This is a genomic window from Pseudomonas sp. DVZ6 (assembly GCF_024259445.1).
GTDB classification, from domain to species: domain Bacteria; phylum Pseudomonadota; class Gammaproteobacteria; order Pseudomonadales; family Pseudomonadaceae; genus Aquipseudomonas; species Aquipseudomonas peradeniyensis.
On record NZ_JANCLM010000001.1, the window covers coordinates 157,230 to 169,689 of the forward strand.

10 protein-coding genes are annotated in these 12,460 nt (G+C 55.1%); 5 read left to right on the forward strand and 5 right to left on the reverse strand.

The window, feature by feature from the left end; genetic code table 11:
- Positions 1 to 194: 194 nt before the first annotated feature.
- Positions 195 to 1,115 carry a transaldolase gene (gene tal, locus NMG10_RS00655; RefSeq protein WP_254463449.1) on the reverse strand — a complete coding sequence of 307 codons (921 nt, stop codon included), beginning with the start codon at positions 1,113 to 1,115 and terminating at the stop codon, positions 195 to 197.
- A 214-nt stretch (positions 1,116 to 1,329) separates the two neighbouring features.
- Positions 1,330 to 2,337 (reverse strand): tRNA dihydrouridine(20/20a) synthase DusA, encoded by a 1,008-nt coding sequence (gene dusA / locus NMG10_RS00660; RefSeq protein WP_254463451.1) that lies wholly within the window; start codon positions 2,335 to 2,337, stop codon positions 1,330 to 1,332.
- Positions 2,338 to 3,723: 1,386 nt separating this feature from the next.
- Here dusA and NMG10_RS00665 point away from each other — a divergent pair.
- From NMG10_RS00665 to NMG10_RS00680, 4 genes are all read left to right on the forward strand, one after another.
- A complete protein-coding gene (locus tag NMG10_RS00665; protein WP_254463453.1) occupies positions 3,724 to 4,740 on the forward strand; it encodes a hypothetical protein in 1,017 nt (338 codons plus the stop codon).
- Positions 4,741 to 4,750: 10 nt separating this feature from the next.
- On the forward strand, positions 4,751 to 7,852 hold the full coding sequence (locus tag NMG10_RS00670; RefSeq protein WP_254463454.1) for a hypothetical protein: 3,102 nt from the start codon (positions 4,751 to 4,753) through the stop codon (positions 7,850 to 7,852).
- Between the two features lie 10 nt (positions 7,853 to 7,862).
- Positions 7,863 to 8,612, forward strand: coding sequence for a hypothetical protein (locus tag NMG10_RS00675; RefSeq protein ID WP_254463457.1), 750 nt, complete (start codon positions 7,863 to 7,865; stop codon positions 8,610 to 8,612).
- A gap of 745 nt (positions 8,613 to 9,357) precedes the next feature.
- On the forward strand, positions 9,358 to 10,089 hold the full coding sequence (locus tag NMG10_RS00680; protein ID WP_254463458.1) for a hypothetical protein: 732 nt from the start codon (positions 9,358 to 9,360) through the stop codon (positions 10,087 to 10,089).
- Positions 10,090 to 10,262: 173 nt separating this feature from the next.
- On the opposite strand, the gene NMG10_RS00685 is transcribed toward NMG10_RS00680, so the two are convergent.
- A complete protein-coding gene (locus tag NMG10_RS00685) occupies positions 10,263 to 10,532 on the reverse strand; it encodes a DUF3077 domain-containing protein (protein WP_254463460.1) in 270 nt (89 codons plus the stop codon).
- A 111-nt stretch (positions 10,533 to 10,643) separates the two neighbouring features.
- The gene (locus tag NMG10_RS00690; RefSeq protein ID WP_186713624.1) at positions 10,644 to 10,889 is read right to left on the reverse strand and encodes a hypothetical protein; all 246 of its coding nucleotides are present in this window, start codon (positions 10,887 to 10,889) and stop codon (positions 10,644 to 10,646) included.
- Positions 10,890 to 11,325: 436 nt separating this feature from the next.
- On the opposite strand from NMG10_RS00690, the gene NMG10_RS00695 reads away from it, so the two are divergent.
- The gene (locus NMG10_RS00695) at positions 11,326 to 11,733 is read left to right on the forward strand and encodes a hypothetical protein (protein ID WP_254463462.1); all 408 of its coding nucleotides are present in this window, start codon (positions 11,326 to 11,328) and stop codon (positions 11,731 to 11,733) included.
- A gap of 34 nt (positions 11,734 to 11,767) precedes the next feature.
- Here NMG10_RS00695 and NMG10_RS00700 read toward each other — a convergent pair whose 3' ends face one another.
- Complete coding sequence (locus NMG10_RS00700; RefSeq protein WP_254463464.1) at positions 11,768 to 12,418, reverse strand: hypothetical protein; 651 nt, start codon at positions 12,416 to 12,418, stop codon at positions 11,768 to 11,770.
- Positions 12,419 to 12,460: the final 42 nt, after the last annotated feature.

Below are 12,460 nucleotides of genomic sequence, written 5' to 3' on the forward strand. Positions count from 1 at the left end.
TGGCTCAGGTTCGTGTGATGCGGATGGCCCTATCGCGGGGCAAGCCCGCTCCCACAGGGAATGGGGAATGCGGTGTTTTCATTGTGGGAGCGGGCTTGCCCCGCGATGGCGTCATCGGCCACCCCAACGAAAACGGGCGGGAAATGCTCTGCATTAACCGCCCGTCGATCAAGCCGAAGATGTATCAGACTTTGTCAGCCAGCCATCAGCGCTTCCAGCTTTTCCTGGTCACGGGCGAACTGGCGGATGCCTTCGGCCAGCTTCTCGGTGGCCATGGCGTCTTCATTCATCGCCCAGCGGAACTGGCTTTCGTTCAACTGTTGCTTGGCTTCGCCGGCATTGCCCGGCTTGAGCAGGCGTGGCAGCTCGCCCTGGTCGTCTGACAGTTGCTGCAGCAGTTCGGGGCTGATGGTCAGGCGGTCGCAGCCGGCCAGTTGCTCGATCTGGCCGATGTTGCGGAAGCTCGCGCCCATGACCACGGTGTTGTAGCCGTTGGTCTTGTAGTAGTCGTAGATACGGGTGACCGACTGCACGCCCGGATCCTCGGCGCCGACGTATTCCTTGCCGGTGCTCTTCTTGTACCAGTCGTAGATGCGCCCCACGAACGGCGAGATCAGGAACACCCCGGCATCGGCGCAGGCCTGGGCCTGGGCGAAGGAGAACAGCAGGGTGAGGTTGGTCTGGATGCCTTCCTTCTCCAGCTTCTCGGCGGCGCGAATGCCTTCCCAGGTGGAGGCCAGCTTGATCAGCACGCGGTGTTTCGGCACACCGGCCGCTTCGTACAGCTCGATCAGCTGACGGGCCTTTTTCAGCAGCGCCGGCTCGTCGAACGACAGTCGCGCGTCCACCTCGGTGGAGATGCGCCCCGGAATGACCTTGAGAATGCCCGAGCCCACCGACACGGCGAACTTGTCGCAGGCCAGGTCGACATTGCCCTTGGCATCGGCCTTGACCTGCTTGAGCAGGTCGGCGTAACCCGGGATGGCCGCGGCCTTGAGCAGCAGCGAAGGGTTGGTGGTGGCGTCGACCGGCTTGAGGCGGGTGATGGCGTCCAGGTCGCCGGTGTCGGCGACGACGGTGGTGAACTGCTTGAGTTGTTCCAGCTTGGAGGTCATGGGCGTGCTCTGTCCTGTGCAATGACTCGACATTACCCGAGCCCCGACAGCCACTCAAGGCCCGTCGCAGGCGTATCGGGAAACCCTTCGAAGCAGCGCGCGCTCCTGTGCAGGAGCGGGCTTGCCCCGCGAAGGGCTGCAAAGCAGCCCCGGCCAACGCCAGGGCCGCGGTAAAAGGCTAACCCTTCGAGTGCCAACCCCGCCCCAGGTTCCCTCAACGCCCCTGCAACAGCTCGGCAGCCTGGTCCAGCACCTTCAGCGGCTCGCTGGTCTTGTGAATGTCCGCCGACAGCAACTGCCGGAAGCGCCGCGCCCCCGGGAAGCCCTGGCCGAGCCCGAGGATATGCCGGGTGATGTGATGCATCGCGCCGCCGCTTTGCATGTGCGCGATGATGTACGGACGCAGCCTTTCCATCGCCTCGGCCCGGCTGACCACCGGCGCTGTGCTGCTGAACAGCTGCTGGTCGACCTCGGCCAGCAGGTACGGGTTGTGGTAGGCCTCGCGCCCCAGCATCACCCCGTCGAAGGTCTGCAGGAGGGTGCGGCATTCGTCGAGGGTCTTGATGCCGCCGTTGAGCACCAGCTCCAGGTCCGGGAAGTCGGCCTTCAGCTGCGCCGCCACGTCGTAGCGCAGCGGCGGGATCTCGCGGTTTTCCTTGGGCGACAGGCCTTCGAGGATGGCGATGCGCGCATGCACGGTGAAGCTGCGGCACCCGGCGTCGCGCACCTGGCCGACGAAGTCGCACAGCTCGGCGTAGCTGTCGCGGCCGTTGATGCCGATGCGGTGCTTGACCGTGACCGGAATGCCGACCGCATCCTGCATGGCCTTGACGCAATCGGCCACCAGCGCCGGATGGCCCATCAGGCAGGCGCCGATCATGTTGTTCTGCACCCGGTCGCTGGGGCAGCCGACGTTGAGGTTGACCTCGTCGTAGCCGGCGTCCTCAGCCAGGCGCGCGCAGGCGGCCAGGTCTGCCGGCACGCTGCCGCCTAGCTGCAGGGCCAGCGGGTGCTCGGATTGATCATGGCGCAGGAAACGCTGGGCGTCGTTGTGCAGCAGGGCGCCGGTGGTGACCATTTCGGTGTAGAGCAGGGCGTGCTGGGAGAGCAGGCGCAGGAAGAAGCGACAGTGTCTATCTGTCCAGTCCATCATGGGCGCTACGGAGAAGCGGCGAGATGGCTCGGGGCGCGGGGTTGCGGGTGTGGCGGCTTGAGATTGCATAAGTCTGGGACACGAACTCAGCGAAGCCAGGCGGCGGGGGGCGCTGGCTGGCGATGGAAAGAGTGAATGGCTGCCAGTTTACCAAGTGTGGCGGGATTCGTCCGGGTTGATCGGCGATCAGTGAACAGCGTTGCAAGCATAGACAGCGTGGGAGCGGGCTTGCCCCGCGAATGCGCCAGACCAGACAACCGATGACTGAGGCCTTGACGCATAGTACCGAGCGGATTGCATCGGGGGCGTGCTCAATCCTGCAGGCTTTTCAGCCCAGATGAGGATGTTTGCAGAACTGCCTGAGGAAGTCGTGATTGTGGGACATGTGATCACCGTAATACGAGACCACATCAGCGATAACCATGAACGGGGTAGATCCCTCGGAACCGCCTTCTGCTCCACGGAAATTCACATAACCGCACACGCCTTCGTACTTTTTGCCGCTGGCATAGGCTGCTTCGATTTGTAAAGCGTTTCAAACTTTGCTGAATCCGGGTCGGTAATATGCCTTGGCAGTTTATTTTCGGCGTCCGGTATCTACACGAAGGCGCCACGAAACGAGTGGTTGACTTGACATTCTCTTTGGGCTCCGTCCCTGAAGCTGGAATTCCTATTGACCTCTTGGTGTGGTCATAGGGGATAGAGAATTCAGATGAAGCGTGGAAGAAAGGCATGATTTGGGACTGTATCTTTATGGTTAACCTACTTAAGTGAACTATGGAGGCGCTCAAATTGCCTGTCCTGATGGTTTTGATAAGAATGTCACAGATGTCCTTGGTTGTGATATTTGTTAGTGGGGTTGAGGTTTTTTTGAAATGGATCAATATATGATGCAAGGGCTGATCATTCTGTTGATTGTTGATGTTTGGATAAGTTGTAAGTTGTAATTTGTTTTTTTGGCGATTTCTCTGTATTCACTGCTTTGAGTGTTCTGGGTTATCTATAAGGTTTGGGGTGGTATTTAGTGGTGCGCGGTCACCTCGTTTTTATAAAGTGGTGGTATCCCGTTAGATTTAAATTTTAAATTTTAAATCTAAGGTCTTATTTGGCGTGCTTGAGGGGAATGAACCTGAAAAATCAGAGTTCGCCGTGCCGCACCAACCAGTACCAAGACTTCAGGTGCCGGTCTGTCAAATAGGGCGGATGCCGTGAGAGCAAGGGAGCAGCGAGAAGACTCAATCGTGCGAGGCTTGTTGTTTGAGTCGGGTCGGTCGAGCCTGAAACTGCATGATTTAATTGAGGATATTTAACTTTTAGTGGGCTTCCAATGTGATGTGGCGAACCGCCATTGCGTGATCTAAGCTCAGCTCTCTAAGGCATAATACAAGGGGTGCTGAGTATGAACCTGATAGTGTTATCACTTCTGGCTATAACATCGTCCGCGTGTGAAATACTATGAATATCAGGGAGGTACTTGCCACGCACGGATGGCTACATCAAATCTTCGCGGTTCTTTCACTTGTGATCGTTGATCTCTGTAATGCTTCGGTCTGCGCAGACGAGATGAAGGATCGTATGGCTTACTGGGAATCCAAGGCATTCTCGTGCCCCGACAGCGGTGTCCCATTTCCCTCAAAGGCGCATGGCATACCGCCTACCACCTGCGACTCGGGAGACATGACGCTCTTCAACGGACTTCTGTGCGCGTCTGGTGAACAGCGGGGCTGCGACGGTGTGAAGAACGCTCAGGGTCCCAATGGCCGTTGGTGGCGATCCCCCGCGCACATTGGAAAGGAAGCACCGAACTATGACGTCTCCTTCTCCCCGGACATGGCGCGAGGCGTCCTTCTTTACGCTGTTACCACGAAAGACGCTGCTAGCTTCCGTAAGTGGGTAAAATGGATAGATGAATCAAGACCCTGCCTTGTCAATCTCGGCGGCAACTGTTTCTTCCAGGGGTGGCCGAGGTTGTGCACAGATGACACACAGGACAAGCGTTGCACATTCCGTCCGCAGACCTGCGGAGATATAGAGCTAGTAGGAAAGTATCTTGGCGTCGCGGAAGCTGATATCTGTAGACGTGTGCTCAAGAGTTTCCAAATCCGTGATGACTACATCATTCCTCAAACTGAGCTGGCATTCGGTGGTGCTTTAGTTAACGAGCCTGGGTTTCCAATGCACCTCGCCGGCGCCGAAATATTCATGATCGACAAGCTCGGGAAAACATCTATTTATTCGCGCGCTGGCGCACTCGCGCTTGCAGTTCGCGAGCCGAAAAATCCTTTCTTTCTCTACTTGGCTGAAGGGCCTACTGAGAAGGTAAAAGAGCTGACTCTAAAAGTGTGCCCAGCAGCAGGCGAAACACCCCATGAGTTGCATCAATGGGCATGGGAGCGAGAGGCCGCCGAATCGGCCTGGGCGGACTCGATGTATTGGGACTGCATTTTCATGGGCAAATTGTTGGGCTACTAGGAGACATACCATGCACCAGAACAAATATGCAGTTGCTTCAAATCGCTGGGGCTCCCTTGCTGTAGTTTTGGTGGTGGTCCTCGGTAGCTTTATCGTAGTGGGATCCTCAGGGAATGCTCAGGCTGATCCGAAAGCCAAGGTCTCCGTGAAGCCCTTGCAGGCCAACGCAATCCAAAAAGCTGTTCCTTGGAGCCGAACCTTTGGGACTTTTTGCATCCAGGATGTTCCTGGTAATGCGCGTAAGGTCACTGGAACAGGGGCCTTTAACGGGGTTGAAGTCGAATTCTTCGACGTCAACTACAAGCACGACAAGGAAAAAGAACTGTATCCCTTGTTGCGAGTGTTCAAGGAAATTCCTGAGTCTCCAAATCCTCTGGCCACTTGCAGCGAACTAAAGGGTGAGACAGTAATGGAGGGGCGTGTTCGTTACTTGAAGATCAACGGTGGGCGCGAAACGGTGCCTGGTGAGCCAAAGGCGATCTTCATGCTCCCTAAGGGATCCCTAGAAGTTGAGGTCATCAAGGGCAAAGCTCAAATCGCCCTTTATGGCGGCACAATGCAAGTAGGCAAGGGCCTTGCCACGAAGAGCACAAGTGGTTGGGCCTTCATCAAGAACCCGGAGGACATTGTCGCACAGGCAGGCAGCGCGGTAACCGGGTCCATCGATCTAGAGTCTTGGGGACGTGATCTCGTTGGGGCAAAAGTTGTGCTCCCGGGAACCGATAAAACTACCACTCTCGATATGAGCTCCGGCAATAGTAATGTCACTGTTCGACTGCCACTCTCTGGAACTGGCGAGGCAACTTTTCGGGTGGGAACATTTAAAGCTAAGAATGTGCCAATCACTGCTGCGGCGGTAGTTTTCCCAGGTGCAAAATTCGGTGGCTTCAAAGGTGTCGCTACAGACATTTCGCTCAAGGCTGACACCAGCAACGTGAATATGATTATCAGTAAACTCGGCTATAGCTCCACTACCACGCGCTTCCAAGCACCGCGATCACTGGTCACCACCGGAGATGCAAAAGGTAACATTGAGTCCATCGTCTCCGCTGCAGGCCGAAGCGGTAACGCCATTACACTTCAGGGGCCCGAAGTCAGTAACCTCGTTGTAGACGGAAAAGACTGCGGCTATGACCTCTCCGGCGCTTCATTAGTCGGTGCAATGGCCTGTAAGGTATCAGTCCTAAATGGTAAGGGAGCGGAGCGTAACTGGAGATTTGCCAGCACTCACCCGTCATCCCTCTTCGGGGCAGGTACAGTAAAGTCGGCCGCGGCGGTCGAGTTTAGTAGTGTCGTCAAGGATGGCAAAGAGGACTTCAAGGGTGTTCTAAAGGAAACTGCTCTACAACTCGGTGCGTTGGGACTTCAGAGGCAGCAGATGACTCTCGGCAATCCAACAGAGGTTAATGCCGCTGCCGGCACCGTTGTGCAAATTCCATTTAGTATTGATGCCCCCCCTACTAGCAGTTCTTGGTCTTTGTTGGTGCCCGAGGGAAAGGTGCTCGTAGAGGGTTCTGTTTCAAAGGCTAAGGTTAAAGGCGTTGTTAACTTGGATCTTGCTGATCTTTCGGCTTACGCACTGGAGATCGGCAAAGACGATCTGTCTTTTGAGGGAAAAGTCACTGTGACGCATGAGCCTTATCTGTATGGCGCAAAGCCATCTTATGGCTCATTGGATCTTGGGTTCTTGTCAGCTACTGCACTGCATATCGCCAAGCAGGACAGCATCGGAACAATCGAGGCCAAATCGAATGTATTGGTTCTGACAGATCCCCTTATTGCCCTTGGTGGCGAGGAGGAGTCTCTGGTTCTCACAGGACCTCAGAAATTCGCAGCGGGGGTGGTGCTTGCATTCGACCTGGGGACCGGTCACGGCGAGGTAAAGTCAGGCCTTCTAAATGTCACCGATGTAAGGGTTACCAATCAGCCCGGCAAGGCAGGCGATTTGGGAGGAGTGCGCATGTGGGAAGGAGAGGCGACTGTCGGCAAGCTGCTGGCCAACTTCCAAGACGGTAAAGGTGCCCTGTTGATTGAGGATGTAGGCCTTAAGGCGAAGAAGCTGGGCGCTGTACCCAAGGCTGACGATAGTGGCGCTGGTAACCAGTTAGTGTGGACTGGGACGCTGAAAACATCGCTCGGCATTCAGTCCATTGAAGGCAAAATCGTCAGGGATGAAGAAACCAAGGGACTTAAGGTTATGGAACCGCTAATCACCGAGGCCAAATTTGGCATCGGTGATATTCAGATGGGGCAAGGTAATTCGGTGCGCGTGGTGGGGGGAGACCTTGATGTGCATCTGGAAAAGTGGGGCGAAAGCGTGGCGAAGGGTTTTCTTTCGATCACAAATAGCCACATTGCCAGTCGCACACCCAACGACCATGGCCAAGTAGATGTTGGAGTTGGCCTGCAACACCTCAAGATTCAGATTACCGGCGGCACTTCCAAAGCGCCACGCGGAAAAGGCCAGTTGCTAACGACGAATATCGACCTTAAGACAGACACAATATTGAGGATTCCTGAGTCGTGCGATGACAAACCGGACTTTCAAGGCCCACCTGTTCGGCTCACTGTTACGGGAGGTCCCAGCATACTCAATTTTGATGTTATTGATGGTGGGTTGCACGGTCAAGGCGCTGTGATCGGCGCGGTCGCCGTTGTTGACAGCACTGGGGGTTATACGTGCGCAAGAAAGAATGCAATTGATTTCAAGGTGTGGCCGGAGAAAATTGCGAAGTATCACTATCCTTGCCCGACGTGGAGCGATCCCACTCGCATGTGTGAAGGTTGGACACGCATCCTACCTGAATTCCGCATAACATTTGACCGTAATATCGTCGTTCGGCAAGTAAAAATATCCGGCGTCTTCACGGTCGTAGCGTTGTCCCTAAAGGGAAATGATGAAGTCAAGGCGTGCGGTAAGTATGGTAGCGTTGTTCCTTTGATGGATGTGTCGTATTACGTGACGCCGCATACAAATTGGAGTGACTTAAACTCTATCTTGGATAGCGTTATTAAAGAAGTCTCTAGGCCATTCGCTAGCGCATTCATGACCGGATTAGGCGCTGCGGCCACAAACTGGATGGCAAACTTCGAAGGTGAAGGTCTTTGCTGAGGAGGTGATCATGAGAAAGGAGCTTGTTTACCTGGCGATCTCAACCATGCTTTTCACGCCCCTTGAAGCAATCGCACAGGATGACCAGATCGGCATTGCTGCAACAATAACGAAATTCCCACCAGTTACAGTGGCTTGTATTTCATTTGATATGCCAGTTAATGCCGAGACGGCAAAGAAGGCTGTGGATGAGAAGCGCAAAGAATGGGTAGCCGCCGCCTACAAGGGCGGCTTGAAGAAGTATGGTTATCCTTTTGTTGACGCGAAGATTGAACCGCCAGCGGAGGATAACGATGCTGAGCTTGGCGACAAGATGATCAGCGGACGTATGTGCGGCGTGGTTGAGATGTCGATTACAGCTGTAGCAGAAATGAGCGTTTACAAATGGGCTGAACGTGAAGGCACTGCGGGTTACTGCTTAGGGATGGATGTTGAGATTTGCCTGAGATCAGCATTTAAAGACTCTGGTTTTACCGAAAGCAAACCTTGGCCCCGATTGCCTGTTTATGCTCGATGGGATGATTCCTCGACTAACCCGGTTGATGTAGATGGCGTGGTTTTCGCTTTGTCTAGGCCAATCCTAGATATGCCAAAAAACCTCCCGGAATCAAACGAGACTTTCGAGCGAAACTCCGGCGGTTTACAGCCCATCGAACCGTGTCCTCCTAAAGGATGCGACGGCGTGACAGCGGCAGATGAGGTCAATACGTCTCGGGTAGGCTGGTTTATTGAGGCGTTTCCTCCGCCTCCTGCTCCGTAAGGTAGATAATTTGCGCATTTCCATCTTCGGCAACAAGCGCTGTGTAGCCTATCGATTGTGGCTTTTGAGAAGCACTACTTCCAGAGTCTAGATAGGTTCGAGGAAAGCCACTGCGCTGGCGAAGGGCTGCTTCTGGCCGGCTTTTTGCCTTACACAACCGACCGCTATGGCTCGTTCTTTGCGGAAGAGTGAATGGCAGCCAGCTCACCAAGCATGACGGGATTCGTCCGGTTTGATCGGCGATCAGGTGCTGGCCGGTTCGAAGATGAACAGCGTTGCAAGCATCGCCCTCCTGAGAGCAGGCTGGCCCGCGAATGCGCCAGGCCAGACAACCCATGGCGGAAGCATTGGCGCATCGTGCCGATCGGATTGCCCTGGGCGCGCGATTGGCGTTCCCGGGATCTTGTACAGTAGCAATGGCTGGACGGTAGTTCGAATAAAACGACCAACCGCTATCGCATACATTTCTATCGTGAAAGACAACAGGCCTAATATTTTCAACGAGCGCTGAAAAGTAATGGATATCAGCCTGTTGTAGAAAGTACTATTCCAGTGCTTACTTTAGTATGAGTAGTGTTTAAGTTGGTATTTAAAGGTAAATAGCTTTTAGCCACTATTCGCTAATTGCCAATGATTCTAAGCACTCCGTAGCATATTTTTTTGTGATGGCTAAGCTCGTAGTCGCGCAACGGATGTTAGGGACGTACGCGCGTCTATCATGCTGCATCTACTAAAGGACTATCCCATGGAAAGCTTCGCTATCGCAGCCTCACAAATAAACTGGAACGGTGGTCAACGGATTACTTTGACTCCGGGTGATACGGCTACCTGCACGACGTTGCGCCCTGGCCAGATTTACGGGATTTTCATCTATAACTCTGCAGGTAGTGACAATAACGCCACTGTCAATGTGGTATGGAGCAATAGCCAACCCCCTGCACGCATCACTGTTCCAGGCACCACTGCCAATGCCGGCTTGGCCTCGATGGGCTTTGTTTCGGGTACCGATACCCAGACTATCTCGGTTTCGCTGCCAAGCAACAGTGGCATCGCACAGGTCGAGCTGTGGCTGGGCAGTACCAGCATGCCGACCAATACAAGCGGGCTGAACAATAACCAGCTGCAGGCTAATGGTGAGCAGTATCCGTTCAACAAATATAACCGCTATTATGCAGTGCCTCCGTCAAAGTGGATGAATCTGACCATCGTTAGCAAAATTACTCAGTTTATCTCGTGCCAGTTCCGGGAAGCGGCTGCTACTGTGTTTGTTGTTAATGAAACCTCCAATGGCCTGCTGGCTGGCCAAGTCACCAATATTGGGCCTACGGCTTCGGAGCAAGGAGCCGTCACCATCGTTGCGACTCAGATTCAAAGTATCAGCAATAACTTGCAAGGCGACGGCACGCAGTGGGTCTGGATGGATGCTGATAGTCAGCAAGACTCTACGAGCGCCAGTATTTCTCTGCAATCACTTTAAGAGGGCGGTCAGGTAAAATAAAAGAGTCGCGCGCCGCGCGGCTCTTTTATTTTGGGGCGGTAACTTCCCTGGCGTGCCATCAACGCTTGATTGCATCCATTTGCTATTGCCAATTCGCTGCTTTGCTCCAGAGGGCTTACCTGTTGCAAGGTAAGCCCAAGTCTTCTCTCGCTTCAGTGGCTCATGCCCAGTTCCGCATCATCCATCAGCGCCTTGGCCAACGCGCTCAGGTAGTACGCCGCCCAGAGCAGCTGCGGTTTTTCCTCCATGATCCCGGTGATGGTCAGGTCGCGTACGCAGCCCATCAATTCCGAAGCCTGGTCCCGTGCATGCTGGCAAGGGATACCGGGTTCGATGCAGAACAGCGGGTCGGTCTGGCCTTCACCCTGGTAGAATTTGGTCTTGCCCACGGTGGTGTGGGGCATGGTCGTGTCTGTGGTCATGATTGAATCTCCCTGAAGTTTATCGCTGCCTGGTCTGACGCTATCGCGGGGCAAGCCCGCTCCCACGGTGGGAAGCGATGGCGTCAGCTCAGGTGCCACAGGCCTTGGGGTCTAGTGCAACGGACGCGGCTGCGCGTTCGGCATCTGAACCTGGATCAATGCCGATTCCAGCAGTACGCGTAGGGCCTCCATCTCATGCATCGACGCCATCATCAGGATCGCGGCGGGCGATCTGGGTTTGAGCTGTACGGCATGATGGGCCACGGTCAATGCACACAGGGCGTACTCGGTGGCCTGGATGAGGGTGTCTTCGAGGGAGTGATGGTTGTGGGGTGGGTCGGGGACGATCTTGAGCATGTACTTATTCCTATCGAAGGGCTGCCACCTGCCTGCTGTCAAACATTAGGGTGGCAGCTGTACGTGGGTTGACAGACCGGCGGAATAAGCAAAGTTCCGGCGCACGCAAGCGTGCCCGCACGTACAGCCGCCATCGAGGGCTAGCCGTATGCTTAATACCGTTGCGGCCTGTCAAAGCCGGTCGCTGAACACCAGCGACTCGCCCGAGACTAGAGCCCGATCAGAGCAGTCGCAACGGAAAAAAGGCGGCAGAAGTATGTTTGGGAAATGGACTACAAGGAAGGGGCTTAATCTGATTCTCGCTGTCTTTCTGAGCGCTTTATAAGTAGTGACTGGCAAAGGGCTTGGGCGATGGGTGTACAGCGCGTGCAAGGTAGTGTTCCATGCCGAACACCCGTGTTCCTGCTGATACACCTCAACCTCAAAGGCCAGCGAGATGCCTGATTTTGTCGACCTGATTTGCCAGTGGTATGGCGCAGACGAACTTGAGTCTGTCGACGCGATAGCGCGTTTGATTCCGGCGCTGGAGTTCGTTGCCATGACCGCAACACAGCAGGAGCAAGCGCTGCCGGGTTGCCTGGCCTGCGAGGTGTGGAACGCCAGGATGCGTCATGTACAGGACGCGCTTCAGATCGTCGGTAATACCTTGCTTGATTCGATTGCGGCGCCATTGAACCGCGTATGGGCGCTCTATGCGTCGATGGGCGACGGCGATCTGCCTTGCCATGATCGGTCGATCTTTCAACGTGGCCACTGGCAACCGATGCGCGAGGCCGCCACGCAGGTTTTGAGTGCCATGGGGCCTGGGGCGGTCAAGACCTTACTGGCAGACCTCTCCCGTTGAGGCAGTTGCAGGGCTGGTTACATCGAACAAAACGTCATTCAGCAGCTTCGCCATGGTGAAGTGGCTTCCTGCGCAGCGCATTGAATACCGCCTCGATGTACCAGATTTGCGGCCCGATCAGGATGGCGTCCAGTGGGTCGGCATGTAGCTCGATCTGTGTCGTGATACCTTCGATGGCGAGCAGTTGCCGGGTATCTTCAAGTTGCCGGCGGATACCCTTGAACCACAGTCGGCCTGCCCCCTTCAGAAGGAACAGGGTGTCGGGATAGGAGTAGGCGAGCTTCTGTCGCAGATTGATCACCGCCGTTCTGCTTTCACGAGTAAACAAAGGCGCCAGAACATAGGTTTTGCCCGCTGCGGCATGGAGGTCGTCCTTGTCCTGCAGGTATTCCTCGATAGTGAAGCAGTTGGCGACTGTTTCGAGCGCGCCACTTTTTACATCGACCAGATGGGCGTTGACGCCGACGTAGCAATACTCGGTCTTGCCATGCACCACGCAGTCCTCGCTGTTGCAACGAACTACCCAGTAGTCGCCCTTCGCGGTGAGTTCACAGGACTGAATCACGAACCGTTCCGGGCGGCCGTCCCGGATGACGTCTTTATGAAGGTCGAGGACGATGGCGCTGGCTTGCTGTGCGGATAGCATCTGCTGGTACTCGGGTAATCGTCGCGTCAGGATAGTCATTTCCGAATGAACGGCATCGATGGATGTTCACCGGCTCATCGA

Bases quoted from the DNA above. Each gene is read 5' to 3' on its own strand.
- tal (WP_254463449.1), bottom strand. From the start codon at position 1,115: ATGACCTCCAAGCTGGAACAACTCAAGCAGTTCACCACCGTCGTCGCC.
- dusA (WP_254463451.1), bottom strand. From the start codon at position 2,337: ATGCAATCTCAAGCCGCCACACCCGCAACCCCGCGCCCCGAGCCATCT.
- NMG10_RS00665 (WP_254463453.1), top strand. From the start codon at position 3,724: ATGAATATCAGGGAGGTACTTGCCACGCACGGATGGCTACATCAAATC.
- NMG10_RS00670 (WP_254463454.1), top strand. From the start codon at position 4,751: ATGCACCAGAACAAATATGCAGTTGCTTCAAATCGCTGGGGCTCCCTT.
- NMG10_RS00675 (WP_254463457.1), top strand. From the start codon at position 7,863: ATGAGAAAGGAGCTTGTTTACCTGGCGATCTCAACCATGCTTTTCACG.
- NMG10_RS00680 (WP_254463458.1), top strand. From the start codon at position 9,358: ATGGAAAGCTTCGCTATCGCAGCCTCACAAATAAACTGGAACGGTGGT.
- NMG10_RS00685 (WP_254463460.1), bottom strand. From the start codon at position 10,532: ATGACCACAGACACGACCATGCCCCACACCACCGTGGGCAAGACCAAA.
- NMG10_RS00690 (WP_186713624.1), bottom strand. From the start codon at position 10,889: ATGCTCAAGATCGTCCCCGACCCACCCCACAACCATCACTCCCTCGAA.
- NMG10_RS00695 (WP_254463462.1), top strand. From the start codon at position 11,326: ATGCCTGATTTTGTCGACCTGATTTGCCAGTGGTATGGCGCAGACGAA.
- NMG10_RS00700 (WP_254463464.1), bottom strand. From the start codon at position 12,418: ATGACTATCCTGACGCGACGATTACCCGAGTACCAGCAGATGCTATCC.